This is a genomic window from Gordonia sp. NPDC003585 (genome assembly GCF_040610755.1).
In the GTDB taxonomy this organism is placed as follows: Bacteria; Actinomycetota; Actinomycetes; order Mycobacteriales; family Mycobacteriaceae; genus Gordonia.
Genome location: NZ_JBEXMX010000081.1, coordinates 1 through 24,295, shown reverse-complemented (window position 1 = coordinate 24,295; position 24,295 = coordinate 1). Strand labels below are relative to the sequence as shown.

24 protein-coding genes and 2 pseudogenes are annotated in these 24,295 nt (G+C 64.4%); 8 read left to right on the top strand and 18 right to left on the bottom strand.

From position 1 onward, the window contains the following. Positions 1-73: 73 nt before the first annotated feature. Positions 74-619, bottom strand: coding sequence for a cytochrome ubiquinol oxidase subunit I (locus ABZW74_RS19555; protein ID WP_005201356.1), 546 nt, complete (start codon positions 617-619; stop codon positions 74-76). Between the two features lie 453 nt (positions 620-1,072). On the opposite strand from ABZW74_RS19555, the gene ABZW74_RS19550 reads away from it, so the two are divergent. Next, a complete protein-coding gene (locus ABZW74_RS19550; protein WP_010844852.1) occupies positions 1,073-1,333 on the top strand; it encodes a hypothetical protein in 261 nt (86 codons plus the stop codon). 58 nt (positions 1,334-1,391) lie between these two features. On the opposite strand, the gene ABZW74_RS19545 is transcribed toward ABZW74_RS19550, so the two are convergent. The 12 genes from ABZW74_RS19545 to ABZW74_RS19490 form a co-directional block, all read right to left on the bottom strand. Continuing rightward, positions 1,392-3,104 (bottom strand): aldehyde dehydrogenase family protein, encoded by a 1,713-nt coding sequence (locus ABZW74_RS19545; RefSeq protein WP_020169775.1) that lies wholly within the window; start codon positions 3,102-3,104, stop codon positions 1,392-1,394. 46 nt (positions 3,105-3,150) lie between these two features. After that, positions 3,151-3,810, bottom strand: coding sequence for a hypothetical protein (locus tag ABZW74_RS19540; protein WP_005201351.1), 660 nt, complete (start codon positions 3,808-3,810; stop codon positions 3,151-3,153). Positions 3,811-3,874: 64 nt separating this feature from the next. Beyond that, positions 3,875-4,453: a hypothetical protein gene (locus tag ABZW74_RS19535; protein WP_026919819.1), complete on the bottom strand. Its 579-nt coding sequence runs from the start codon at positions 4,451-4,453 to the stop codon at positions 3,875-3,877. Next, the gene (locus ABZW74_RS19530; RefSeq protein WP_005201346.1) at positions 4,429-5,847 is read right to left on the bottom strand and encodes an MlaD family protein; all 1,419 of its coding nucleotides are present in this window, start codon (positions 5,845-5,847) and stop codon (positions 4,429-4,431) included. The genes ABZW74_RS19535 and ABZW74_RS19530 overlap by 25 nt, the downstream gene beginning before the upstream one ends. Then, on the bottom strand, positions 5,844-7,001 hold the full coding sequence (locus ABZW74_RS19525; protein WP_006369841.1) for an MCE family protein: 1,158 nt from the start codon (positions 6,999-7,001) through the stop codon (positions 5,844-5,846). The genes ABZW74_RS19530 and ABZW74_RS19525 overlap by 4 nt, the downstream gene beginning before the upstream one ends. Continuing rightward, positions 7,001-8,119: an MCE family protein gene (locus ABZW74_RS19520; RefSeq protein ID WP_020169772.1), complete on the bottom strand. Its 1,119-nt coding sequence runs from the start codon at positions 8,117-8,119 to the stop codon at positions 7,001-7,003. Before ABZW74_RS19520 ends, ABZW74_RS19525 begins: the two co-directional genes overlap by 1 nt. Then, positions 8,116-9,105 carry an MCE family protein gene (locus ABZW74_RS19515; protein WP_005201341.1) on the bottom strand — a complete coding sequence of 330 codons (990 nt, stop codon included), beginning with the start codon at positions 9,103-9,105 and terminating at the stop codon, positions 8,116-8,118. The genes ABZW74_RS19520 and ABZW74_RS19515 overlap by 4 nt, the downstream gene beginning before the upstream one ends. Positions 9,106-9,134: 29 nt before the next feature. Further along, a complete protein-coding gene (locus ABZW74_RS19510) occupies positions 9,135-10,175 on the bottom strand; it encodes an MCE family protein (protein WP_005201339.1) in 1,041 nt (346 codons plus the stop codon). After that, a complete protein-coding gene (locus tag ABZW74_RS19505) occupies positions 10,172-11,338 on the bottom strand; it encodes an MCE family protein (RefSeq protein WP_005201337.1) in 1,167 nt (388 codons plus the stop codon). The genes ABZW74_RS19510 and ABZW74_RS19505 overlap by 4 nt, the downstream gene beginning before the upstream one ends. After that, entirely contained in the window at positions 11,335-12,186 is an 852-nt protein-coding gene (locus ABZW74_RS19500; protein ID WP_006369842.1) for an ABC transporter permease, read from the bottom strand. Before ABZW74_RS19500 ends, ABZW74_RS19505 begins: the two co-directional genes overlap by 4 nt. Before the next feature lie 57 nt (positions 12,187-12,243). After that, positions 12,244-13,059: an ABC transporter permease gene (locus ABZW74_RS19495; RefSeq protein ID WP_005201333.1), complete on the bottom strand. Its 816-nt coding sequence runs from the start codon at positions 13,057-13,059 to the stop codon at positions 12,244-12,246. Continuing rightward, a complete protein-coding gene (locus ABZW74_RS19490; protein WP_005201331.1) occupies positions 13,056-14,828 on the bottom strand; it encodes a GMC family oxidoreductase in 1,773 nt (590 codons plus the stop codon). Before ABZW74_RS19490 ends, ABZW74_RS19495 begins: the two co-directional genes overlap by 4 nt. Positions 14,829-15,077: 249 nt before the next feature. On the opposite strand from ABZW74_RS19490, the gene ABZW74_RS19485 reads away from it, so the two are divergent. Further along, positions 15,078-15,686 carry a TetR family transcriptional regulator gene (locus ABZW74_RS19485; protein ID WP_005201328.1) on the top strand — a complete coding sequence of 203 codons (609 nt, stop codon included), beginning with the start codon at positions 15,078-15,080 and terminating at the stop codon, positions 15,684-15,686. Between the two features lie 543 nt (positions 15,687-16,229). Here ABZW74_RS19485 and ABZW74_RS19480 read toward each other — a convergent pair. Beyond that, positions 16,230-17,246 (bottom strand): AraC family transcriptional regulator, encoded by a 1,017-nt coding sequence (locus ABZW74_RS19480; protein ID WP_005195135.1) that lies wholly within the window; start codon positions 17,244-17,246, stop codon positions 16,230-16,232. A gap of 100 nt (positions 17,247-17,346) precedes the next feature. On the opposite strand from ABZW74_RS19480, the gene ABZW74_RS19475 reads away from it, so the two are divergent. The 5 genes from ABZW74_RS19475 (at position 17,347) to ABZW74_RS19455 (ending at position 22,124) form a co-directional block, all read left to right on the top strand. Further along, positions 17,347-17,667: a 2Fe-2S iron-sulfur cluster-binding protein gene (locus ABZW74_RS19475; protein WP_005195134.1), complete on the top strand. Its 321-nt coding sequence runs from the start codon at positions 17,347-17,349 to the stop codon at positions 17,665-17,667. A 25-nt stretch (positions 17,668-17,692) separates the two neighbouring features. Beyond that, positions 17,693-19,084, top strand: coding sequence for a cytochrome P450 (locus ABZW74_RS19470; protein ID WP_005195133.1), 1,392 nt, complete (start codon positions 17,693-17,695; stop codon positions 19,082-19,084). Beyond that, complete coding sequence (locus tag ABZW74_RS19465; protein ID WP_005195132.1) at positions 19,081-20,280, top strand: FAD-dependent oxidoreductase; 1,200 nt, start codon at positions 19,081-19,083, stop codon at positions 20,278-20,280. Before ABZW74_RS19470 ends, ABZW74_RS19465 begins: the two co-directional genes overlap by 4 nt. Beyond that, positions 20,277-20,951, top strand: coding sequence for a transglutaminase-like domain-containing protein (locus ABZW74_RS19460; protein WP_266063774.1), 675 nt, complete (start codon positions 20,277-20,279; stop codon positions 20,949-20,951). Before ABZW74_RS19465 ends, ABZW74_RS19460 begins: the two co-directional genes overlap by 4 nt. A 108-nt stretch (positions 20,952-21,059) precedes the next feature. Further along, positions 21,060-22,124, top strand: a complete 1,065-nt coding sequence (locus ABZW74_RS19455; RefSeq protein ID WP_026919815.1) for a BtrH N-terminal domain-containing protein — start codon at positions 21,060-21,062, stop codon at positions 22,122-22,124. 349 nt (positions 22,125-22,473) lie between these two features. Here the strand turns inward: ABZW74_RS19455 and ABZW74_RS19450 are convergent. The 4 genes and pseudogenes from ABZW74_RS19450 to ABZW74_RS19435 form a co-directional block, all read right to left on the bottom strand. Beyond that, a pseudogene (locus tag ABZW74_RS19450) lies at positions 22,474-22,673 on the bottom strand (TetR/AcrR family transcriptional regulator); the annotation flags it as partial. Between the two features lie 143 nt (positions 22,674-22,816). Further along, positions 22,817-22,974, bottom strand: a pseudogene (locus tag ABZW74_RS19445) (IS3 family transposase); the annotation flags it as partial. A gap of 53 nt (positions 22,975-23,027) precedes the next feature. Beyond that, the gene (locus ABZW74_RS19440; protein WP_026920504.1) at positions 23,028-23,669 is read right to left on the bottom strand and encodes a hypothetical protein; all 642 of its coding nucleotides are present in this window, start codon (positions 23,667-23,669) and stop codon (positions 23,028-23,030) included. After that, entirely contained in the window at positions 23,659-24,021 is a 363-nt protein-coding gene (locus tag ABZW74_RS19435) for an integrase core domain-containing protein (protein WP_338855981.1), read from the bottom strand. The genes ABZW74_RS19440 and ABZW74_RS19435 overlap by 11 nt, the downstream gene beginning before the upstream one ends. A 46-nt stretch (positions 24,022-24,067) precedes the next feature. Between ABZW74_RS19435 and ABZW74_RS19430 the strand changes: the two genes are divergently transcribed. After that, positions 24,068-24,229, top strand: coding sequence for a hypothetical protein (locus tag ABZW74_RS19430; RefSeq protein WP_355278579.1), 162 nt, complete (start codon positions 24,068-24,070; stop codon positions 24,227-24,229). Positions 24,230-24,295: the final 66 nt, after the last annotated feature.

Sequence of the window (24,295 nt, the reverse complement as noted above, 5' to 3'; positions counted from 1 at the left end):
ACCGCCCCATCACGAAACTCCCGGTCGTACTTCTTCCGCTTCTCTGGCATCGTGCTCCTCATTATCGATGCCTCTACGGTTCGGGGGGAACCTCATTGACCGAGACCACGCAGAACGTCCCGACGACCCCGGCGATGCCCATCGGAATCAGCATCAGCAGATGGCGTCGAGGCGGCATGCGGTCCCAGCCGTAGAGGTAGATCCCGAGGAAGATCGCCTCGACGAAGAACGACAGCCCTTCGAACGCGAATGGCAATCCCAGCACGTCACCGAACCGGCCCATCAAACCGGGCCACAGCAGACCCATCTCGAAGCTGAGGATCGTGCCCGAGACCGCGCCGATCGCGAACAGCACTGCCGACACCTTGGCCCACCGTCGGGCCAGTCCCATTGCGACAGGGCCGTCGCGCACGATGCCGCGACGGCGCATCACGAAGATCATCGTCGGGAACGCCACCCCGAAACACGCAAGGACGATGTGCCAGCCCAGGGACACCGCCATCTGCTGCCGGGCCGGCATCAGACCCGGAGGTTGCTGACCCTCCGCCACAACCAGCAATGCCTCGGCCAGGTACACGGTCGTCACCGTCGAGCAGGGCCGGTTGTTCCAGCCCGACACGTCGTCATCTGTACCGAAGGTAATCGCACGCAGATGAGGTTCCCGCCGGGGGTGGCCGGTAAACGCCACTGCCCCGCCGCCGGCTCGAGCTCGTGTCCGCAACGACGAGGGTGGGTCCGAGTTGCTCGACGACGATGAACAGCGCGTCGGGGACGGTCCGGCGGGTCAAGTCAGCGGCGGGATACGGTGTACCGGAAACCCGATTTCCGGGTGAAAAACTTTGTTTCGTACTCTTTTCCCCGTCAATCCCGCTGCTGCCGATGCGTTCGTGACCGAAACCACTTCGAGTGTTTGCGTGTGGTGCTCGTCCACCGACGAAATCGCGGAGTTCCGCGGCGAGAGGCGCGGACGGTGCTCAACCAGACGCGCACGCAGACTCCCCCGCGTGCTGCTTCCCGGCGGCGAAGCGTCGAACCGCGACGACGACTGCCCACGAAGGCAGGCGGGAAGGCGGTGGCCACCAAGCCGCAGAATGTCAGGTCCGGCGTCGCCGGGCCGGCGAACGTCTCACGACCCGACCGCGCCGAGCTCATGAGCCGGGCGCAGAGCCTCCTGGCGCAGCTCACCGAGATCGAGGAACGTCTGCAGGTCGCGCAGAAGGATGGCGGCTTGAGTGGCAAGGCCAAGGTGTCCGACCTGACCGCGAAGCGCGACTCCGTGTTGCGCACGCTCGCCGCGTTGGAGAAGGCCAAGCGGGCGCTCGAGCCGGCCTGAGGTGGACGCACCACACCCCGTACGCTTCGTGACGGGGCACCTCGCTGCGCGCGGTGCGTCAGCCGCGTAAGGCGGACGCAAAGAGCGACGGCAGCCGGGTGGCCTTCGGATCTGCCGCGAATGCAACCATCTTTCGGCCTACATGGTGCGCATGCGTGTTCCTGACGAACCACGCCGGCTTCGGCGTGATCGACAGCTGGCCGGTGATCAGAGATCGGCTCAGCGGGCGGAACGGGCCGGTCACGACCGTGCGCTCTGTGTCGTCCACCAGTGATGCGTTGTGTACCAATCCGATTCCGCTCTCGACATCGACGAGGGTCGCACCGGGAAAGCCGCCCCATGGTGCTGCTGCGGTGAGATAACCGACCCCCGTCCACGCGTTGATCGCAATCGTGCCGTAGCGGAGCGATTCCACGAACCACTCGAACTCTCGACCGAGCTTGCGGCGGTATCTCGGGTGCACCAAGACGTTGGCGCCGAGAGTGCCCTCGAGCCGCTCATTGACGAAGCGGCTCGCTGCCCGGAGGTAGGCAATCCCGTCTCCGGGGATCTCCACGACGGCCAGCACGGGCGAGAAGTACTCCACGGTGAAGGCCTCGGCCACCTGGTCCGGTGAGAGCCCCTCGATCAGCAGCCGGCCGTTCTCGCGTGCGTTGGCCGTGGCGTGCCGGTCGGCTGCCGCGGCGACCCGTTGGTCGCTTCCGGGGTAATAGGCTGGCCGCGCGGGAGCCTTGTCGATCTGGTCGCGGAGTTCCCGGAGGAACTCCCCTTTCTTGGACCACTCGGACGGGATCACGGCAACCTGGGCGGCGATGCAGTTGTAGCCGCCGTTGTGCAGACGCTGGGTGGCCAGGTGCTCCGCCTGGAAACGGATGTCCTTGGCCGACCACCCGGTGGGGACGACGACGGTGGGTGATACGCCGCCGAGTTCACTGGTGATGGTCTTGCCGAGCTTCGGTACGCCGGCCCGGCGACGGGCCTCGCCTTCCGGGCCGGTGCCGAAGACGATGGCGTCGTGACTTGCCGAGCTTCCGGTGATGTGGACATGCGCCACATTCGGGTGATCGACGAGATACGAGCCGACCTCGACACCGCCCCTGACGACCTCCACGAAGCCGCGCTCGGACAGGGGTCGCAGGACGGCGTTGATCGCGTCGAACATCTCGCCCAAGACGGGGTTCAGTTTGAGGATCACGACGCGATTGTGCGCGATCAGCTCGTACAGGGTGTCCAGCACGGCGATCGAGGTGATGTTGCCGGCGCCGAGGACGACTGACATGCCGTGCGTCGTCGCGGGGTCGAGTTGCGCCAATCCCGCCGCCGACCGCGCCTGGGTGACACTCACCCCCGGCTTCAGCCAGACCTTGGCCGAGACGCCCGACAGCAGTAGCCGATCCCAGATCTGATGGGGAAAGACGTCGAGCGCAACACGACCGCCGGGAGCGACGGAAGTCGGTACGTGGGCGATGGGACTGTCGCCGCTGCTCAGGTCGCGCAGAGAACGGGCCAGCGTGGCAGCGTTCGTGATGACCGGGTACGGCCCCGACAGCCATTCTTCGCCTGCGAGCGGCGATGAGGGCGAGATCCGCTTCGCTCGGCACGCGGCCTCAACCCAATCCGATGCCTGCTCGGCCGCCTGGTGCGCCACCTGTTGCAGAAGGTCGGCGCGCCGGGTCAGCGGGAGGTCTGCCCACCGGCGCTCGCCTGCGCTGAGTCGTAGCAGCGCACTGTCGAGCTCCGCGACTGTGGTGAAATCGGTGGTGAGAGTCATGAGTTGTTCTCCATGGTGTGGTGTGGATGGCTCAGGGTTTCCGCGGCTACACCGGTGTGAATTCGGAGATCTTCCAGCGATCGCCGTCCTTGGCCATCTGGACGCGAATGCGGCTGCCGTCGAGTCGCGGCCCCTCAGCGTCCTTCTTGGACGTCGTCTGGTTGACGAAGAGCAGGACGGTTGCGTGATCGGCGTCCGACGCGACGAGTGCGGCGTCGACCACCTCGGCGTTCGTGACGATCTGCTCCTTCTTGGCAGCAGGTTGAATAACTGATTCGCCCAGTTGGGTGTATTCGTCGAGGAACCTGCCGGTCAGCATGGTCTCGGCAGCTTCGGGCAGCGCGGTGTCGACTGTTCGGTAGTCATAACTGAGCAGTTTGGGGATGTCGGTACGTGCCGATGCAAGCGCGGACTGCCCCGCCGATGCCTCCGTCGTCGCCGCGCTCGTCGCGAACCACACGTAGCCGAGTCCACCGGCGCCGGCGATCACGAGTGCCGCCAGCACCCTGACCAACCCGTTACGCGCCTTTGTCGAAAGTCTGGCGGGCCAGCTCACAACGACGGGGCCGAGTCGTTTGACATGACCGCCGCGCACCTTGTCCTGCTTCTCGGCGCCGTCGGTAGGCGCCGCGTCGGTGTCGACGTCGCGATCCACCTCCGCCTCGGCGAACTCGGATGAGATATCTTGCTCCACAACCTTGTTCATGGCTTCCTCCTCGGTTCTGCCGCCTTCGCGTCGGTCGACGCCTCTTGGTCCGCGCTCCCCGCGTTCATGACACGAACTCCACGTTGCTGACCTTCCACGCATGGTCGGCGGCCGTCAGATCCACCTTCATCCGATAGACGCGTTGCTGCCCGTCGGGTGCCTCGGTGTTCTTGACGATCGAGCTGACCGCGGCCAGGACCCGCGCGGCGTCGTCGTCGGCGGTGATGATCCCCGCCTCCTTGACCGATCCAGTCGAGAGGACCTCGCCGGAGGAAAGGACCTGCTCGAACGACGTAGCCAGCTGTTCAAACTGCTGCTGAAAGGATCCGGTGGCGACGGACTTGATCCGATCCAGGTCGGCCTTCGACCGGCGGTAGTCGAGGCTGACGAGTCCGGCGACCACCTCGCGGGTGACGTCGAGTACCTCAGAGTTCCGCTTCTCGTCCTGCTTGGCCTGATAGAGATCGGTGCCCTTCACGCCGAGCAGCGCGAGCACCGCCACGAGGGCCGCCACCAGCGCCCACACGGTGACCACGGACCGGAGTGGAGCAGTGCCCGCCCCTTCGCCGGCGCTCTCCGGGCCGACCGCGTCGTCGTCGACTTCCGGACCGGTGGCCTCTACTTGATCAGTAACGACTGCCATGTCGCCTTTCCTTTCGCCGAAGCTGAGTTGGTGGGTGTTCCCACGAAGTACGTCACCCCGTCGGGCCCTCGGAACCTTCCGGTGGTCTCCGAATACGGCACCGGCTTCGACGCTGTACGTAAGCGCTTCGGCACCCTCTTCGCCCCTGGGTCACCGCCGGCGTCGCCCATAGAGTGCGGACGCGACAACATCTCCGGCCACGTGGACGGAAGTCCCCCGGGGCAATCGGCCACTAAGGGAGTCCTCACGCGGGGGTCGGTCGCGCACGGGACGTTCCGGGCGCCACGCGCCACCTTCGGGTTGTCGGGGCGCGCGTCGCAGTACTGGTCCGGAACCACCGGCACAGTCCGCATGTCCGATGCGTCACGACGTCGGCTGCCGCCATATCCCTCGGTGCACGGGGGCGGGTTCAGCGTGTTTCCGAGCTTGATGTCGAGTGGAGCCTGCGGACTCTGGCCGAGCGCGTAGCCGTCGACCGAGTTCAGGGTTCCCGACGTGAACGCCGGATAGACGGTCAGGATGTGCCGGAGGTTGGGGACGTTGACGCGCAGCACCTGTCCCACGGACTGGAGGTCGGCGAGCAGCGTCGGCAGCGTAGGCGTCAGCTCGGTCAGGGTGGCCGACACCTGGTCGGCTGCCGACGGGGTCTGGGTCAGCAGAGTCCGCAAGTGTTCATCGCTCAGCGCGAGCTGATCGGTGAACGACGCGAGGTTCGCCACCGCAGAGGTCAGGTCGGCGGCCACCCGGTTGCCAGTGGTCAACAGCGGTTCGGCGTCGTCGATCAGCCGGGTGGTGGGGCCGATATCGATCTGCGCCAACTCGAGCAGCCGCTGTGATGCGTCGATCAACCGAGCCAGGCGATCACCGGTCTGTCCTAGCCCGTCGGACACCTCGTCGACGGTCGTCTCCAGATTCTGGGGCGAGATCGTCGCAACGAGGTTCATGGTCCTCTCCAGGACGTCTTTTGTGGGCGTGGGCGCCTCATTGCCCTTGGCCGACAACACGTCTCCGTCCGTCAGCGCGGGCCCGCCGTTGTCGCGGGGAATCAGATCCACGTATTGTTCCCCGACCGCAGACTGACTCCTGATGTGCGCCGCACTGTTTCGCGGGATCGTGTTGTCCGAATCGATGCGCAGGGTGATGCGAACCGGCGCCGACAAGTCGGCCAGATCGACGTCTACCGAATCCACCCGTCCCACGGTTACACCTCGATAGGTCACCAGTCCGGTCTCGTAAATGCCGCCGGCGGTGTCGAACTCGGCGACCACGCGATACGATCCGATGCCGGTGACCCGACCGATGCCGACGTAGGTGACAGTCCCGTAGACTACGCTGACCACGGTGAGGACAGCGAATACGACGAGCTGCCATCGCACCAGTCTGGTGAGTTTCATCGGGGGCCCCCCATCCCGGCGGGCTGCGGTGAGGTCTTTTTCGATGGGCTGTGATCCGTTGTGGGGGTGCGCAGTCCGAATGGAGCGCGGAGTGGGTCCGCGGCTTGCCGCGAGGTCGCCATCCTGGCCAGGGCCACCTTGGGAATACTGCCGAGCACCTTGTCGCGTATGGCGCCCACCGACAGGTCGAGGGTCAGGAAGAGGTTCTGGTAGTCACCCTTCATTCCCTTGTCGATGACGGTCACCGGGAACGGAACGGTGAGCCCGACGATGAGCGAGCCGACCAGGTCGTCGCCGGACTCCTCGAGCCCCTTCAGTGCGGGACGGAGTTCCGCGGCAATGGAGTTCAGATCGGCGTTGCTGCGTGCGATCACGCTGCCCACCTTTGCGCCGAACACTCCTACGCGATCGAGCATCGTGACCAGCTCCTCGCGTTGGTCCGCCAGCACGGTCAGGGCGGGTTCCAGGTTGTCGATGCCCTCCGCCACGGTCGAACTCTGATCGGCCAGCGTGGCGCTGAGCTTGCCGAGCGAATCGATGGCGCGGCCGATGTCATCACGTTGCTTGTGTAGTCCGGAGACGAAGGTCTTGAGTTGAGATATCGCTCGGTTGGCAGCGGCTGTGCGGCCATCGGTGGCGTCGTTGAGCTCGGTCATGATCGACCGGAGCTGTTCGAGGCCACTGCCGTTGAGGATCAGCGACAAGGCCGCCAGCACCGACTCGGTCGACGGATAGGCTGCGGAGCTGTTGACATCGAGTGTGTCGCCGGGCAACAGCTTGCCCGGCGTCTGCTCCGCGGGAGGAATGAACTCCAGGTACTGCGCGCCCAGCACCGAGGTCTGTGCCAGCTTCACGGTCGAACCGTTCGGGATCTCCACTCCCTCGGAGAGCTCCACGTCCACTTCGGCGAACGACTCGCGCACTGTGATGGACCGGATCTGCCCGACATTCGCGTTGTCGAGCTTGACCAGGGAGTTCGACACCAGGTTCTGCACGTCGGCTAACTGGACGGTGATGCTGTAGCTGTCACCGGAGACGGCGTCGCCTGGCAGTGACAACGAGTTGGCGCCGTCGAACCGACAGCCCGCCACCGTCGACATCGCGACGGCCGCCGCGATCAGTCCCGCGCCGACGTGAAAGCGCTTGTGTCCCATCAGCGTCCTCCCTCCTCGGGGCGACCGGTCGAGCGTGCCATCTCGGACGTGATGACCCGGGTCAGGGTGGTCTCGGCCTTCTGGCATTCCGACTTGGGAGCGTCCACGGTTGTCAGCAGTGCACAGATGAGCGACACCGGATCCGGGAAGTCGGCCACCGCGAGACCGGCCGTCAGTGAGTTCGAGTCCGGGTCGTAGATGTTGTAGAGGTTCGACAGCGCGGTCGGCGCCGTGTGCAGGATCTGAGCCAGATCGTCCTGCCTGTCGACGAGCAGTCGGGACACCCTGGTGAGGTCCTTGACGTCACGGCTTAGCGCACCCTGGTTCTGCTTCAAGTAGTCGCGCAGGCGTGGGGCCATCGAGTTGAGGGCACGGATCGCGGCATCGAGTTGCGTCCGATTGTCGTCGAGCACGGCCGACGCGTCGTCGAGTTGCGAGGCGAAACCGACGATCTGCTGGTCGGCGGTGCGCAGCGCGGTGACGACCTGCTGGAGATTGCGGACTGTGCTGAACAGGTCGGGGCCGGCCGCGGAGAGCGTCCTCATCGCGTCGGAGAGCGCATCGACCGACTTCCGGAGTGAGCCGCCGCTGGTGTCGAGCGCACCGGCCGAGGTGTCGATGAGTCGGCTGAGCGCCCCCTTCTCATCGCCGGTGGAAGGTCCGAGTTGGTGCGCGAGGTCGGTCACCTGCTTCTTGATCTCGTCGTACCCGACCGGGACCGCGGTCCGGCCGACCTCCACCACGGCATCGTCTTTCAGCGCACCAGCCGGCGATCGCTTGACCGGGTTGACGAACTGAACATACCGACCGGAGACGAGGGTCGGCGCCACGATCGCCGCCCGTGCCTCGGAGTCCACGTACGCCGAGTCGTCGTACGAGACCTCGACGCGAACCTTCGCCGGTGTGGCCTCCACTGCTTCGACAGTGCCGATGGTGACGCCGCGCATCTTGACCGGATCGCCGACGAACAGCCCGGTGCCGTCCGTGAACCAGATTGTGGCCCGTGAGGTGTGCGTGCTCTCCCATACCTTCGCCGCGGTCACGGCCACCATGGCGACGATGACGAGGGCGATGACCGCGGGCCCGCCGAGTCGGTTGACGGCTGATGACGTGCTCATCGCCCGCCTCCCGGACTGCCCGGCTGCTGGCCGCGGAGATTGGCCGGCGTGATGTTCTGGAGCAGTACTGAGAAGAACGGTCCGCTGCCCAGGACGTCGGCGAATTGCATGACGAATGTGCGCATCCCCTTGATCGACTTTTCGAGGTTGGCGTAGTTGGCGTTGAGCGTGGCCGTCACCTGACGGACCTCCTCGAGCATCTGTGGGGTGGACGATCCGGTGTCATGGACGAACGTCTCTATCTCGGTGGATACTGCGCGCAGGCTGGTGAGCAGCCTGCGGATCACCTCGGCCCGATCGACGAGGGTCTCGAACAGCACCGACCCGTCGTCGATGAGCCTGGTGATGTTGCCCTTTCGCTCGGCCAGCACGTCGGAAACCGAATCGGCCTTCTGCAGAAGCGTCCGGATTCCGGCATCGCGCGACGACACCGTCCGTGCCGCAGCGGCGACGTTCTCCAGGGAGCCGCCGATGTCGGACGGGAGATCGTTCATGACCTTGTCGAGGCTCTCGACCGCGTCGACGACGCTCTTCTTGTCGGTGTCTCCGACGGTCTCGGTGAGCTGGTCGAGTGACTCGGTGAGGTCGAAGCCGGAACTTGTCCGCGACACCGGGATTCGGTCGCCGAGCTCGCCGGGGCCGGCGGTCGTGAGTTGGACGAAGCGACGCCCGAGCGCGGTCTCGACCTTGATCGAGGCCGTGGTCTCGGAACCGAGCTTCTCCCAGCCGTCGGTGAGCCGCATCGTCACGTCGACGTGGTCCTCGGCGAGCTCGATCGACTGCACACTCCCCGCGGCCACGCCGGCGATGTGCACTTCGTCGTCGGGATTCAGGCCACTGGCGTCGGAGAACTCGGCGACCACGACGGTCACGCCGGGCAGGAACGGAATCGAGCGGTAGTTGAACGCGAGCGCGAGAACCGCGAGTATCGCCCCGATTCCGATGAGACCGGCCCGGATTCGACGGCGGGAGTCGTCAGATCTCATGATGTTTTGACCTCATCTGGTTGTCTCCCTCACTTACAGCGCCGAGCTGGGACTTGGACCATCGGTGTGTCCGCATGTCCGCCGTCGAGCGTCGGATAGCGGATCGCGAGGCCGCACACGAAGAAGTTCACAAAACTGCCGTAGCCCGACGACCTGCCCAGAAGCCGATAGGCCTCCGGCATCTTCGCGAGCAGCATGTTGATCGTTGAAGTGTTGCTGTTCAGGTTCTGGGCCAGACCGCGCAGATGCTCGATGTCGGAGGTGAGATCGGGGCGGGCTCGGGACAGCAGCTCGTCGAGCTCGGTGGTCGCGCCCGCGATGTTCGTGAGGCCGTCGGCGATCAGCCGGCGATCACCGGCAAGCTCGGAGACCAGCTCCTGCAACTGGACGACGACGCTGCCGAAGGCCTCCCGGCGATCCGCTACCGTTACGAGCACGGTGTTCAGATCGGTGACCACCGATCCGATCGTCGCGTCGCGATCGGCGATGGTTTCGCCGAGTTCACCCATTTGGGTGATCAGATCGCTGATATCGGCTGTGCGGCCGTTGAGTACCGAGACCAGCGCAGCGGACAGCTTGTTGGTCTGCTCTGGATTCACCCCGGTCAGTAGGGGTTTGAACCCGTTGACGAGTGCATCCATGTCGAGAGCCGGCTTGGTCTGCGATACCGGGATCACGCTGTCGGCTGACCGCCTCCTACCCACGTCTCCGGGGTCGGTCTTCAGCTCGAGGTACCGATCACCGATCAGGTTCTTGTACCTGATGTAGGCGTTGGTGGTGGTCGTCACCGGGATGTGGGAGTCGACGTCCATACGGACCTCTGCTCCCAGACCCGTCTGCGCAGCCGCACCGGAGTCCACGATGTCCACATCGGTGACCTTCCCGACCACCACACCGGCCACCTTGACGTCGTCGCCGGTCCGCAGGCCGGATGCGGACATGAACTGAGCGCGGAAAACCGTTGTCGGACCGAAACGCAGGTCGCCGACGATCACGAACAGAGCCGAGGTGATCAGCGAGCTGACAGCGAGAAAGATCCCCAGCTTGATGGCCGGTCCGGTGATTGTCATTTCGTCATTCCGTAGATCATCGAGGCGAACGGGTTTCCGATGACGTCTTCGATCGACTTCACATCGCGGTACGCGTGACTGCCGTCGTCGAAGTCGACGTGCCCCGGCCCCTTTTCGCCGGGTGCGCGCGGGTAGCCGTAGCAGCTCGGTCCCGCCGTTCCTGCCGTGTGTTCGGGCGCGTCGATGCCCGGTCGGTATGGCGGGTCGCCGATGAGCAGGGTGCCGACGATGTCGAGGCCCGGTCTCGCTCCGCCGAACGCCCGCTCGAGATATTTGCGGCTCGTGTTCAGTCCGTCCAGGAAGCACGGGTAGATCGGTCCGTAGTCTCCGAGCACCTGCGCCGGCGGCGCCAGGGCGTCGGCGGCCTTCACCAGTGGCGTGCCCGCGTTAGTCATGAACCGGTTGCCGGTGTTCCCGAACTCGGTGAAGCTCAACAGGAACGCAGTCAGCTGCGACTGGTTCTCCACAATCGTCTTCGAGGTGGTGGTGAGGTGACGGACGGTGGCCATCAGGTCCGGTGACAGTCCGGCGAATGTGTCGAGATTGTCCGCACCGAGCTCGAGATCCCGTTGCAGAGTTGGCAGTGACTTGTTGAAGGTCGCGAGGTAGGTGTTCACCGAGTCGACCAGCTCGCCGAGCTTCTCGCCCCGATCGACGGTGCCGGTCTGCACAGCGGTCAGGGTTGCATTCACCCGCGCCGGGTCCACACGGTCGAGAATTCCGACAAGCAACTCGAAAGTGTCGTAGACCTCGACCGGCGTTTGCGAGGTGTCGATGGTGGCACCGGCGCTCAACGTCGATGCCGCCGGCTGCTCCGGCATCGTCAGCGCGACGTACTTGCGGCCGAAGAGCGTGGTCGGCTCCATCTCCGCCCGGACGTTCGTCGGCAGATCGCCGAGCTGGTCTTCCTCCACCGCCAGCTCGATGCGAGCGTGATCGCCGTACACGTCGACAGATGCGACACGACCGATCACTACGCCGTACAGCTTGACGTCCGATCCAGGCACCAGCAGCAGCCCCGTGCGCGGGGCGTTCAGGTAGATGGACCCGGTGGCCTGGAACCTGCCGTTGTACGACATCAGCGCAGCCACGACGACGCCCACCACCACGGCGAAGGCGACGAACGCGTACAGCAGGTGTTGTCTGCGTGAGTGTTCGATCATCCCGACACCCGCACAGTCGCGTGGACGCCGCCGTACAAGGCGATACCGACGATGAAGTCGACCATCATGATGATGATCAGTGACGTGCGGACGGCGTGGCCGACAGCGACGCCGACCCCGGCCGGTCCACCGCTGGCGTTGTAGCCGTAGTAGCAGTGCACCGCCATCACGGCGACCGCCATGACGATCACCTTCAACAGTGAGATCGCGATGTCACCGGGCTGCAAGAACAGCCGGAAGTAGTGGTCGTAGGTGCCCGGCGACTGGTCCGACAGGAACACGCTCACGAACTTGGTGGCGGCGTACCCGGTGAAGAGGGCGATCGCGTACAGCGGCACCACAGCGGCGAGTCCCGCCGCGATCCGCGTCGACACCAGATAGGGCAGCGACTGAACCGACATCACCTCGAGCGCGTCGATCTCCTCGCTCACGCGCATGGCACCGAGTTGCGCAGTGAAACCGGAGCCCACCGTCGCCGTGAGTGCGACGCCAGCAATGACCGGGATCGCTTCGCGGGTGTTGAAGAAGGCGGAAATGAAGCCCGACATCGCTTCCACACCGACGCGCCCCAGTGAACTCGATCCCTGTTGACCGACCTCGTATCCGGCTGCAGCCGTGAGGAATCCGATGATCACGACGGTCCCGCCGATGATGGCGAGTGCACCTGCGCCGAGCGACACCTCAGCTAGCAGGCGCAAGGTCTCGCGACGATAGTGGGTCATCGCCTTGGGTACCGCCCGCAGCGCCACCCCGTAGAACGCCAGTTTCTCTCCGAAGGATTCGGCGGGCTTCAGCGCCTTCCCGGCGTCCAACCGGTCGGTCAGTCGCCGCGACGGTTCGGTGGGCATCTGAGTCGATGTCAACGTGGTCCCTGCTCTTGTGTTCGCGCAGTCATGTCGAGGCCTTCAGTGCAGTGCGAGCGTGGTGATGACCGCGTTCGCGAGGAACAGCAGCACAAAGCTGAAGACAACGGTCTGGTTCACGGCGTCGCCGACACCCTTCGGTCCGCCTCCCGCGTTGAAGCCGAGATGGCAGGCCACCAGTGCGGCCAGCAGACCGAAGATGCCGGCCTTGAGCTCGCTGATGAGTAGGTCGGGAATTCCGGTGAGGATCGGGATCGCGGTGATGTATTGACCCGGCGTGGCACCTTGGAGGAAGACGCCGTACACGTATCCCCCGGCCAGGCCGATGGCGGTCACCAGGCCGTTCAGGAACACCGCGACGCCGCAGGAGGCGATCACGCGCGGAACTGCGAGTCGCTGGATCGGGTCGATACCGAGCACCTTCATGGCGTCGATCTCTTCGCGGATGGTGCGCGAACCGAGATCGGCGCAGATCGCGGTGGCACCTGCGCCCGCGACGACGAGAACCGTGACGATGGGTCCGATCTCTCGGATGACGGCCACACCCGCGCCCGCACCGGACAGGTCGATCGCACCGATCTCGTTCAGCAGAACGTTGATCTGGAACACCACCATGACGCAGAACGGGATCGACATCAGCATGGTCGGGACAATCGATACGCTCGCGATGAACCACGCCTGCGCCACCAGCTCACGCCACTGGAAGGGACGCCGTGGGAGCATCTTGACGATGCCCCAGAAGGTGAGGAAGAAGTCGCCGACCATTTCGGTACCGTGGCGCGCCTTCTTGAGAACCGGTGCGAGCGTTGACGATTGGCGTCGTTCCGGGAGCGCTGTTTCGGGGGCGAGTGCGCTCATCGGGCGTCGGAGCTCTCACGCGTTGCGGCCCGCGAGATCTTCTCGTCTGCCACTCGACGGACAGGAATGATGGGCAGTCGCAGCGCTCCAGGCGCCGAGACCGGCACGATCGGCGACCGGGGTTCGGTGGGCTCGATGCGCCGATAACCCGAACCCTGGATCGGGCGAAGGTCCTTCTCCCCCTTGTTCGGCCACAACGCGGCGGCCCGCTCGGCCTGAGCAGCTATGGTCAGCGACGGGTTGACGCCCAGATTCGCGGACACGGCCGAACCGTCGACCACACTCAGCGACGGATAGCCGTACACGCGGTGATATGGGTCGATCACACCGTTGTCCTCATCGTCCCCGATCACGCATCCGCCGAGGAAGTGTGCGGTCATCGGCACGTTGAACACCTCGCCCCACGTTCCGGCGGAGGTGCCGCCGATCTTCTCGGCGATGCGCCGCGTGGCTTCGTTGCCCGCGGGGATCCAGGTGGGATTGGGCTCGCCGTGCCCCTGCTTGCTGGTGAGCCGGCGACCGAACAGACCGCGCTTTGTGAAAGTGGTGATCGAGTTGTCGAGGTTTTGCATCACCAGTGCGATCACGGTCCGCTCGCTCCAGCCCTTCACCGCCAGGACACGTGCTGTGGCGAGTGGATCCCGGAGCGCGACGCCGATGAATCGCAGCCATCGCGGCAACCGTCCGTCGCCGTCGGTCATCGGCGCCTGCAACAACCCCATCGCGTTGGAGCCCTTGCCGTATCGGACGGGTTCGACGTGGGTGTCCGGCGTGGGGTAGAACGACGACGTGATCGCCACGCCCTTGGTGAGGTCGAGGGATTCGTCGACGCGGTAACGGGTGGCCCCGAGGATCGACTCGGAGTTGGTCCTGGTCAACTCGCCCAGTCGCGTCGAGAGCTCAGGAAGGCGGCCGGAGTCCTTGAGCTTGTGCAGCAACTGCTGGGTACCCCAGGTACCCGCCGCGAAGACGACATTGTGAGCGGTGAACGCCTTCTCGCGCTTACGAATCCAGGCACCGGTCTTGACTGTGTCGACTGTCCAGGAGCCATCGGGTCGCTGACGCACGTCGGTGACGGTGGTCAGCGGATTCACCACCACTCCAGCGCGTTCGGCGAGCCCGAGGTAGTTCTTGAGCAGCGTGTTCTTGGCACCGTGACGGCAACCTGTCATGCACTCGCCGCACTCGATGCAGCCGGTGCGATCCGGTCCGACCCCACCGAAGTAGGGATCCGACACGGTACGACCGGGCTCGCCGAAGTACACCCCGACCGGAGTCTGGACAAACGTGTCGCCGACACTCATGTCGTCGGCCACCGACCGGATGATCTCGTCGGCAGGCGTCATGTGCGGGTTGGTGACCACGCCCAGCATGCGACGCGCCTGGTCGTAGTAGGGCGTCAGCTCGTCTTCCCAGTCTGTGATGTGCGCCCACTGCGGATCGCCGAAGAATGCTGATCCCGGCTGGTAGAGGGTGTTGGCGTAGTTGAGAGAGCCCCCCCCGACTCCCGCCCCGGCCAAGATGACACAGTCGCGAAGTAGGTGGATGCGCTGAATCCCGTACGCACCCAGCTTCGGCGCCCACAGGAATCGTCGAACGTCCCAGCTGGTCTTGGCGAAGTCCGCATCGTCGAATCTGCGGCCGGCTTCGAGAACGCCGACCCGGTAGCCCTTCTCTGCCAGGCGAAGGGCGGTGACGCTGCCGCCGAACCCGGAGCCGATCACCAGGACGTCGTAGTCGGTGTCTTTCTCGCTCGCCTCAGCGTTCATTGGATGCTCGCAATCGTCTGTGGGCGTGGGTATTACGTGGCTGATTGAGCCTCTACAGGAACACGTCCCTGTGATGACCGTGTGCCGGTCGCCGCTTCTGTCCGTCCTGGCCAAGCGGGGCGGTGCGGTCGGACACAGTGTGTTGACACTGTGAGATGAACTGTATTGTTTTTACACATAATTGCCTAATGTGTCAAACACTCAGGCGGGCGCCTTAGGCCTGCATGCCAATTCGGGCATGATGGACACATGGCTACGCCCCCGAGCTTCCACGACGAAGTACGCGACCTGCTGCGCGATCGCATACTCGACTCCGCTCGCGATCTCGTGGTGGAACGGGGATGGTCCGCGGTGAACATGTCCCGGGTGGCGCGCGAGGTCGGAATCAGCCGTACGACCCTCTACAACGAGGTCGGGACCAGGGATCAGCTTGCGGCATCGCTGATCGCACGCGAGGCAGACCGCTTCCTCCACGGGGTCGTCGAGGGCATCGCGGACGAACAGGACATCGTTGACGGACTCACAGCCGCCGCGGAGCGCACACTGACCCTTGGTGAGGACAACGAGCTTCTGATGTCGATCATCTCGGGCAGACTCCAGGGCGGCGAACTCCTGTCGCTGGTCACCGTCGACTCAGAGGTCGTCCTCGGGCGGGCGACGCAGGTGGTAGCCGATCAGATCCGTTCTCGGAAGCCCGATCTCGACGAATTCGCGCTGGAGTCGATCACCGAGATCTTCGTACGACTCACCGTGAGCCACCTGCTCCAGCTCCGGGGTTCGCGTGCCGAATCCGTCGTGCAGATCCACGCTGTCATTCTCGCCTTGTTCGCAAGCCCGCCAGCTCCCCCGGCGGGATGACGCGTGGACGGAACAAGCCAAGCCGAGCGCTTTGAGAACACTGATCCCCATCTTCGGGAATCGCTTGTGCAGCCAGGTGGCCAGCGCCATTCCCAGGGAAAGATGGCCTCACGCCGGTTGGTGCGTATCGCCCGGACAGTTCGTCGAGCGACGTCTTCGGGCTCCAGAACCGGAAACCACTGCGACATCCGGGGGTACCACCCCATGTCTGCATCGTTCCGTTCGAAGTAGTCGGTGTTGACCTCCGAAGGGCAGACGAGTGAGACTCCGATGCCATAACGACCGACTTCCTCGCCGAGACTGTTCGAGAACCCCACCATGGCGGCCATAACGGTGGCTAGAACGAACCGGCTGGTGTCCTCGGCGAGGCGGCAGACGTTGAGGTGTGGCTGAGAATTGCCGCGTAGGCGATGCTGGCTGACTTGTAACGACCGTGCGCTTCGGACGGGGCGGGCCCGGGTTACCGTATCGAAACGTTATGAACCAGTCGCGAAATTCGTTGTGGTGTAATCAGCTGACGCCCCGATTGGGCTGGTCGAGCATTCATGCGGCTGGCGGGCGTGCACGTCGAAGTCGAAACTGCGACGGGGAGCAGCCGACCCACCGAGCAAACGCATGAGAAAAGCTTGCGACGTCGCAGTACCCCAGTTCGGTAGCAATCTGGCCGATTCCGACGCCGGGATCGAGAAGTCGGAGGATGGCGTGCTCCTGCATGAATTGCTGTCGTAGGCGGCGCAGGGTGGTGCCCTCGGCGTGTAGGTGCCGTTTGAGTGTGCTTACCGATACCGACAGCTCTGCTGCGATCCGACTAGCGTTGACTCGAGCAGGGTCTGCATCAAACTGGGCTCGGACGCGCTGCGTGTACGAGTTGTGACGCCGCTGATCGCAGAGCCGTCGCAGTTCGGCGGTACCGATCCGGTAGGCGACGGGATCGGAAAAGCGGCACACCTCATGAAGCGCCTCGGCTGGTATGCGAACAAATGACGCTGGCGCATCGAAGACGACTCGATGCCCTATCTCTCCCACGTTCAGCGGCTCGGTCGGCGCCGGGCAGGTCAGGTGTAACTCTGCTGAGGACACATCTCCTGTGAGTATTTTCACCAGACGCAGAACGGTCAGGCCCCCATAAGTGACGGCAAAGCAGTCGGTACCCGCGCTGTCGGTGCGCCCTGCGAGACCGATGGTAAGACCACTGGCGCCATGATGAAAGTCCGCACTTAGCGCCGTCGAGATCAACGGCAGAAAACGAAGCAACTCGACGATGTCAACGACCGACCCGGCACTGACCAGCGGCAGGCTCAGTGGACCGAAGGAGGTCAGCTGAGCGTGCTCAGCGAATGCGAGGCCCAGCCGAAACCCGTCGTGCGGCCCCATCGTCGGATACACGTCATGAAACCATTGCATCGGCACCTGCGCTTCTTGCGTGATCAACGTTCTGAGGTCGGTGCCCTCCTGGGCCATTATCCGACCGAATGCGCTCGTCGCCTCCGTGCCCAGCGCACCGCTGTCGAGAAGCTGTGCAAACGCCAACGGGGGCACACCGGATTCACCGAGGGTCACGTGAGCCAGATTAACAACAGATTGCGACGTTCACACATGGATCGGTCGGGATCCGCACATTCACACTCAAGGGGAACCTCATACGTGCAAGGAGGTGGCCATGGCCACGATCACATACATCACCCACGATGGAGACGACTACGAAGCCGATCTCGTGGAGGGGAAGTCGCTCATGCAGACCGCCGTCGACGAAGCCGTCCCCGGCATCGACGGTGATTGTGGTGGCGAAGCGGCCTGCGGTACGTGTCACGTCATTGTCGACCCGGCGTGGATCAAGACCGTCGGGCGCAGCGGCGAGGGCGAGGAAGAGATGCTGAGCATGCATCCGGAACGGGAAGGAACCTCGCGGCTGTCCTGCCAGATGATCGCGACTGAGGAGTGGGACGGCCTGACTGTTCGCCTCCCGGAATTCCAACTCTGACCCGCAACGACGAAGGAATGCAATCATGAGCATCGCAGCCACCGTCGCCGAGAAGGCGCAATCAATGATCCCGATCGACCTTCAGATCCGGGGGGCGCATGTCTATGACAAGACCCGCCGAATCGTCACAAGGACCGACGGCCAGAAGATCTTCACCGAGACCCCGATCCCGCCGGTGGACGAGGTCGATCTCGCCGAAATCGACCTGAGTAACCCGTTCCTGTATCGCCAGGGTATGTGGCGCTCGTACTTCGAGCGTGTCCGCAACGAGGCGCCGGTGCACTTCCGTTCGGAGAGCCCCTTCGGTCCGTTCTGGTCGGTCACGCGACACGCCGACATCATCGCGGTCGACAAGAATCACGAGGCGTTCTCCGCCGAACCGTTCATCATCATCGGCAGGCCCCCGCGTTTCATGGACATCGCGATGTTCATCGCGATGGATCCGCCCCGGCACGACAAGCAGCGCGCCGCAGTGCAGGGCGTGGTGGCTCCGAAGAACCTTCGTGAGATGGAGGGGCTCATCCGCGCGCGCGTCCGCGAAGTCCTCGACGGACTCCCACTCAACGAGCCGTTTGACTGGGTCCAGACTGTGTCGATCGAACTCACTGCACGCATGCTCGCGACGCTACTTGACTTCCCTTACGACAAGCGGCACAAGCTGGTCGAATGGTCCGACCTCGCGACCTCGATGGAGCAGGCCAACGGCGGCCCCTCGGACAACGACAGGGTCTTCCGTGAGATGGTCGCGATGGCGCAAGGCCTGAGTTCGCTGTGGCGGGACAAGGCGGCACGTACCGTGGCCGGCGAAGAGCCTGGCTTCGACCTCATCACCATGCTGCAAAGCAACGAGGACACCAAGAACCTCCTCGACGATCGCCCCATGGAGTTCCTCGGTAACCTCGTGCTGCTGATCGTCGGCGGCAATGACACGACCCGCAACTCCATGAGCGGCGGAGTGCTGGCCCTCAACGAATACCCCGAGCAGTTCGAGAAGCTCAAGGCCAACCCCGACCTCATCCCCAACGCGGTGTCGGAGATCATCCGCTGGCAGACCCCTCTTGCTTACATGCGCAGGGTCGCCAAGAAGGACGTCATGCTCGGCGGCCAGTTCATCCGCAAGGGTGACAAGGTGGTGATGTGGTACGCCTCGGGCAACCGAGACGAGCGCGTCTTCGAGCGTCCAGACGAGCTCATCATCGACCGGGCCAACGCCCGCAACCACATCGCGTTCGGTTTCGGTGTACACCGCTGCATGGGCAACCGGCTCGCCGAGCTCCAGCTACGCATCCTGTGGGAGGAGCTCCTCCCTCGCTTCGACAACATCGAGGTGGTGGGTGAGCCGGAGTACGTGCAATCGAACTTTGTCCGTGGGATCAGCAAGATGATGGTTCGCCTGACCCCCAAGGGGGAAATGTGACGGCTGATCAGGTCGTCATCCTCGGCGCGAGCCACGCCGGCGTCCAACTCGCGGGCGCTCTCCGAAAGGAGAAATGGGCCGGGGATGTCTTGCTGATCGGCGACGAGGGCAGGCTCCCCTACCAGCGTCCACCGCTGTCCAAGGCATACCTGGCAGGTGCATCACAGCTTGATGACTGCGCGATCCGCGGACGTCAGTTCTACGACAAGCAGCGGATCGAGCTCGTGGACGGAACGGCGACGGCGATCAACCGTTCCGCGCACACTGTCACCCTCAACAGTGGAGACGTGGTGTCTTACGCCACGCTGGCACTGTGCACCGGCGCGCGCGCCCGCGCGCTGACCGTTCCGGGCGCCGAGTTGACGGGCGTCCACTACTTGCGCACCGCCACCGACGTCGAGGCCATCCGTGCCGCGGTGGTGCCAGGTTGCCGGGCCGTCATCGTCGGCGGCGGCTATATCGGCCTGGAGACGGCCGCCTCACTTCGAGCTCAGGGTGTGGACGTCACTGTTCTCGAGGCTGCGGAACGCGTGCTCGAGCGGGTGACCGCGCCGGTGGTCTCGAGGTTTTTCGACCGTACCCACCGGACCGAGGGTGTCGATGTTCGCACCAGCGCGTTGGTCGAGGGTTTTCGCGGGGAGGGGCGAGTCGAAGAGGTGGTGCTCGCCGACGGTGAGACCCTGGCCGCGGACCTCGTCATCGTCGGTGTCGGCATCATTCCCAACACGGATCTCGCGGTCGCCGCGGGCCTCGAGGTTGACGACGGAGTCATCGTCGACGACCATGCACGCACCAGCGACCCCGACATCGTCGCCGCCGGCGACTGCGTCAACCAACGGATCGCACGGTACGACAGGCGCGTCCGCCTCGAATGTGTGGCGGCCGCCACCGAGCAGGCCAAGGTCGCGGCAGCGACCATCTGCGGCAACGAAGCCGGTCTCACCGCGCTGCCTTGGTTCTGGTCCGATCAATACGATCTGAAGCTGCAGATCGCCGGGCTCAACACCGGGTACGACGAGGTACTGGTCAGCGGTGACCCTGACCACGACCGTGACTTCACCTGTTACTACTTCAACGACGGCGAGCTGATCGCCGCGGACTGCGTCAACAGACCCAAGGATTTCATGAACGCGAAGCGTACGATCGCACAGCGTTCGTCGCTCGACAGGTCCGAACTGATCGGAGCCACACCATGACCACATCACCCGCGGCAGCGGAAAGGCCGGCGGCGGCGCTCACAGCATCGACCTTCCTCGACATCCATCACGCGACCGTGCAGGCCTTCACCCAAGACGCGGTCGGCGACGCGGACACCGATCGCGAGAAGGCGCGGCGCCTCTTCGCCGCAGTCCGAGACCAGATCCGTTACGACCCCTACACCGTCTCTGACAAGCCCGATCATTACCGGGCCAGCCATGTCATCGAGTCCGGACGTGGGTACTGCGTACCCAAAGCGGTCGTACTGACAGCCGCGTTCCGCGCGGCAAACATACCGGCCCGGCTCGGCTTCGCTGATGTACGCAATCATCTGCAGACCGACGCGCTGCGCGAACTCATGGGAACCGACGTCTTCGTATATCACGGATACAGCCACGTCTACATCGAGGGGCGCTGGTTGAAAGCTACACCCGCGTTCAACATTGAATTGTGCACTCGATTCGGGGTCCCACCTATCGACTTCACCGGCGATCGCGACGCGTTGTTTCACGCGCACGCGGCGGACGGCTCCGCGCACATGGAGTACGTGCACGAACGCGGCGTCTACAACGACTTGCCCCTCGAGGAAATCCTGGCGGGCCTGCGGCATGCCTACGGCCCTCGGATCTTCTCGGGACGGCCAGCTCCGTCCGACGCATTCCGCGCATAGTGTGCGCTCCGGCGGGCTACCGCCGCAGGTTACTGCCCGCTCGAACACCCGTGCCACCACCTGTCGGCCAGATCCCGTCGCACAGTGTCCACCACCACTAGGGAGACCATGACAATGTCCGAGTCATTGCTCGACACCTATCCACACCGAATGGGCGGCCATTGCGGCTCCAGCGCGATGCGCGACTTGATGGAGTGGTCGGGACTAGGCTTCGACGGGCCACCGAACGAGGGTCTGGTGTTCGCTCTGGGCGGAGCACTCTCGCTCACGTATGTTCGCACCGACGCCCTCGTGCCGCCGTTGTATCTGGTAGGACGTGGTCCTGACTTCGAGATGGACCTCCCCCGCCGTCTCGGCGCTACGGTGGAGGTCCGGTCCACCGACGATCCCCAGCTAGGGTGGGATCTCGTCCGCGACGAACTCGACCGCGGCCGGCCCGCGCTCGTGTGGGCCGAAATTGCTGAATTGCCCTACCTGCGCGTTCAGTTGCGCATGAGTCGCCACGATATCGTCATAGTGGGCTACGACAGCGACGCAGAAATCGCTTACGTCGCAGACAACGATCGCGTCGAAATTCAACAGGTTCCCTTCGACGCGCTGGCGCGAGCCCGACGCTCGATGACCTTCCCCGAGCCGACCCGACATACGCTCTTCCGCATTGACTGGCCCGAGGCGCTACCGTCAATCGCCGTCGTGGCTGCGGAGGCGTTCGCGCAATCTGCGGCATGCATGCGCGCGCCCGCAGGATCCACGATCGCCGGCCCTGTCGAACACTCGGGGACACACGGAATAGACGCAGCCCTAGCACTATCCTCTGACGTGGTGCTCTGGCATGAGCTGCCCTCCGACGTGCTCGAAGTCCACCTATTCAGTCTTGGTGCATTCATCGAGAAGGCAGGTACGGGTGGTGGCCTGTTCCGACGACTACTCGCGTGTGGCTGCGACGAGATCGCCCGACTGACCGGCGATGCTGCAACCAGCGACCTTGCCAGAGATGCTCACCGAGCGGCTGCAGCATGGACATCAGTCGCTCAGGCGGCCGTACACAAGGGCTCGACCGCTGCTACCCGGCTCGACCACGTCATCGAGGCCGCGGCGGTTCTAACTGACACTGAGTCGAGCCTTGCCACCTCACTGGACTCCGCCGCCAGATCCCTAAGGTCCGCCGTTTAGAAGAACTGCCAGCACCGCATCGGTGAGTGGCTGGCCCTAGCCCGGCCCTTTCGCATCTGGATCGACTGAGGTGGGTCGCTACCGGAGTCCGACGGGGTGAACCACGAGATCGTGGGCATCAGTTCCTACGAGTTGATTCGGTCCTACTGGTCGCGCCAGACCTGGGGCCTGACTGGCTCGCCGGCTTCATCACCGGGGGCGACGTGATGACACTAGATCAGGTGGTAGACGACGAGTCGTTCGACCCGCCCATCCGACACTTGGACAAGTGCTCCTCGCGATAAGGAACACAGTTGTGATCAAATACTGAGGGCGGAGACTGGGGCGGCACCGTCTCTCGCGAGCGGGATCAGTCTAGTCCGAGGCGAGTGGCGAACGCGGGGTCGCCGAAGGGTCTGTCTCTGCGGAAGCGAACGCCCACTGTGGCCGCAGCGCCGTCAATGATCCCCCAGACGTCTGATAGAGGTGCGCGGAGAACAGGTCCTTGCTCATTCCATTGAGCCGACCGTGATCGATCCACCATTGGGTAGCTGATAGGCCCGCCCCAAGATGGATCATGTCGCACCCGGATGTCGCCGAGGCCGCGGTGAGGCCACCGGCACCCCCGACGACGACCTGACCGCAGGGAGCCGACGCGCCCGATTCTTGTGTTCCCACACCGTCACCGTGGTCCCAGTTCGAGGTTGCACGGCAATCCCGTCGGCGGCGAGCTCTTTCACGAGCGGGTACAGCCTTTTCCCGGCAGGTTCGCCTGCGATAGATACGCCGCCGCTCGACGCAGCACCTCGTTCTCCTGCTCAAGCAGGCGGATCCGCTTACGGGCCTCGCGCAGTTCAGCGGACTCGGTCGAGCGTGACGTGTGCGGTCTCAGGAGATGCGTGACGTCGTGTTCTCGGGAGATGCTTACCGGCGGTGGGGCCGGTGGGCGTTGAAGTTGCGAATGGTCTTGGTGGTGGTTCGTGCGTGCAGTGACAGTTCTCTGGCGCCGTCGAGCACTCGTAGGTGGTGATCGTCGACGATGATGGTGACGATGGTGCCGGCGTAGGTCGGACTGACTCGGAGGCGTTGGCCGGCCACCATGATCTGACCGCTCTTGGGAACCCGGCGCTGCACGCTCTGCGGCCCTGACGGTGGCGCAGGCGGCAGCGGGGTGCTGGCTTCCCGAACTCCGGTCAAGCGGCGAATATTCTCTAGGTCAAGAGGATTGGGTAGCGTCTTGATCAGGTGGGTGCCGTTGGTCGCGTGGATCAACTCGCCGTCGATCCGCAGGGTGACCCGGCTGCCGGCCGTCACGACGCCGAGGGCGAGTTCATGTCCACGAACAATGACGATGCCGTCGCGGTTCGCGGTCCGGTCGATCTCGATAGCTCGCGGCCGATGGGTGGCGGTGGAGGTGTCGAACGCGGCTTGCGCCGGTCTGGGCCGGCCCGGGCGGGTGCCGCGGGCGCGGAGTCGTTGCAGGTCTGCGGTGGTCAGCTTCGACCGGACCGTCTTGATCACGATGTCGTCGCAGATGATGTACACGCTCGACAGGTCAGCCCACATCACGACACTGCGCTGCGCATAGTTTCTTTCCGACCCACACCTGTTGCACACCGGCAATAGTCACTACACCGGACGGCGGCACGACAGTGTCGAACTCAATGGCGGAACTCGACTGATCGGCCACGGTTGGAGCTGGCCGAACGACTTCGGCTTCCGGTCGGATCTCGGCACCAACAGGCTTGCTGGGCATGGTGTCGGGATCGGTGCTGCGACTGCGGAACACGCTGGCAGGGGTGGCCATGTTCAGCGACTGATGCGGTCTGCAGGTGTTGTAGGCGTGGACCCATTCGTCGATAGCCGTTTGCGCGGTCTCGATGGTGTCGAAGGCGCCAGTCTCGTCGAGATGAATCACCCTAGGTTTGATGCCGTTTCCTTCTGAGTTAGGAAGGATGAGCGTTATGCCGAAGAAGATCGATCCAGAGGTCCGTGAGCGGGCGTTGCGGTTGTTGCAGACCCATGGTGGTGAGTATGCGTCGCTGACAGCGGCGGCCGAGGCTGTGGCCAAGCAGGTCGGCGTTGGGAAGGAATCGGTGACGGCGCTCATCGAAATTCCCCAGTGATGCTCATCTGAATTCCCCACCCCGTGTGGCTCCGCCGGAGAGGGCGGGCCTCCCGAGATGCTGGTG

Coding starts and splice junctions, on each gene's coding strand:
- ABZW74_RS19545 (WP_020169775.1), bottom strand. CDS start 3,104: ATGACTCTCACCACCGATTTCACCACAGTCGCGGAGCTCGACAGTGCG.
- ABZW74_RS19540 (WP_005201351.1), bottom strand. CDS start 3,810: ATGAACAAGGTTGTGGAGCAAGATATCTCATCCGAGTTCGCCGAGGCG.
- ABZW74_RS19535 (WP_026919819.1), bottom strand. CDS start 4,453: ATGGCAGTCGTTACTGATCAAGTAGAGGCCACCGGTCCGGAAGTCGAC.
- ABZW74_RS19530 (WP_005201346.1), bottom strand. CDS start 5,847: ATGAAACTCACCAGACTGGTGCGATGGCAGCTCGTCGTATTCGCTGTC.
- ABZW74_RS19525 (WP_006369841.1), bottom strand. CDS start 7,001: ATGGGACACAAGCGCTTTCACGTCGGCGCGGGACTGATCGCGGCGGCC.
- ABZW74_RS19520 (WP_020169772.1), bottom strand. CDS start 8,119: ATGAGCACGTCATCAGCCGTCAACCGACTCGGCGGGCCCGCGGTCATC.
- ABZW74_RS19515 (WP_005201341.1), bottom strand. CDS start 9,105: ATGAGATCTGACGACTCCCGCCGTCGAATCCGGGCCGGTCTCATCGGA.
- ABZW74_RS19510 (WP_005201339.1), bottom strand. CDS start 10,175: ATGACAATCACCGGACCGGCCATCAAGCTGGGGATCTTTCTCGCTGTC.
- ABZW74_RS19505 (WP_005201337.1), bottom strand. CDS start 11,338: ATGATCGAACACTCACGCAGACAACACCTGCTGTACGCGTTCGTCGCC.
- ABZW74_RS19500 (WP_006369842.1), bottom strand. CDS start 12,186: ATGCCCACCGAACCGTCGCGGCGACTGACCGACCGGTTGGACGCCGGG.
- ABZW74_RS19495 (WP_005201333.1), bottom strand. CDS start 13,059: ATGAGCGCACTCGCCCCCGAAACAGCGCTCCCGGAACGACGCCAATCG.
- ABZW74_RS19490 (WP_005201331.1), bottom strand. CDS start 14,828: ATGAACGCTGAGGCGAGCGAGAAAGACACCGACTACGACGTCCTGGTG.
- ABZW74_RS19485 (WP_005201328.1), top strand. CDS start 15,078: ATGGCTACGCCCCCGAGCTTCCACGACGAAGTACGCGACCTGCTGCGC.
- ABZW74_RS19475 (WP_005195134.1), top strand. CDS start 17,347: ATGGCCACGATCACATACATCACCCACGATGGAGACGACTACGAAGCC.
- ABZW74_RS19470 (WP_005195133.1), top strand. CDS start 17,693: ATGAGCATCGCAGCCACCGTCGCCGAGAAGGCGCAATCAATGATCCCG.
- ABZW74_RS19460 (WP_266063774.1), top strand. CDS start 20,277: ATGACCACATCACCCGCGGCAGCGGAAAGGCCGGCGGCGGCGCTCACA.
- ABZW74_RS19455 (WP_026919815.1), top strand. CDS start 21,060: ATGACAATGTCCGAGTCATTGCTCGACACCTATCCACACCGAATGGGC.
- ABZW74_RS19440 (WP_026920504.1), bottom strand. CDS start 23,669: ATGTGGGCTGACCTGTCGAGCGTGTACATCATCTGCGACGACATCGTG.
- ABZW74_RS19430 (WP_355278579.1), top strand. CDS start 24,068: ATGCCGAAGAAGATCGATCCAGAGGTCCGTGAGCGGGCGTTGCGGTTG.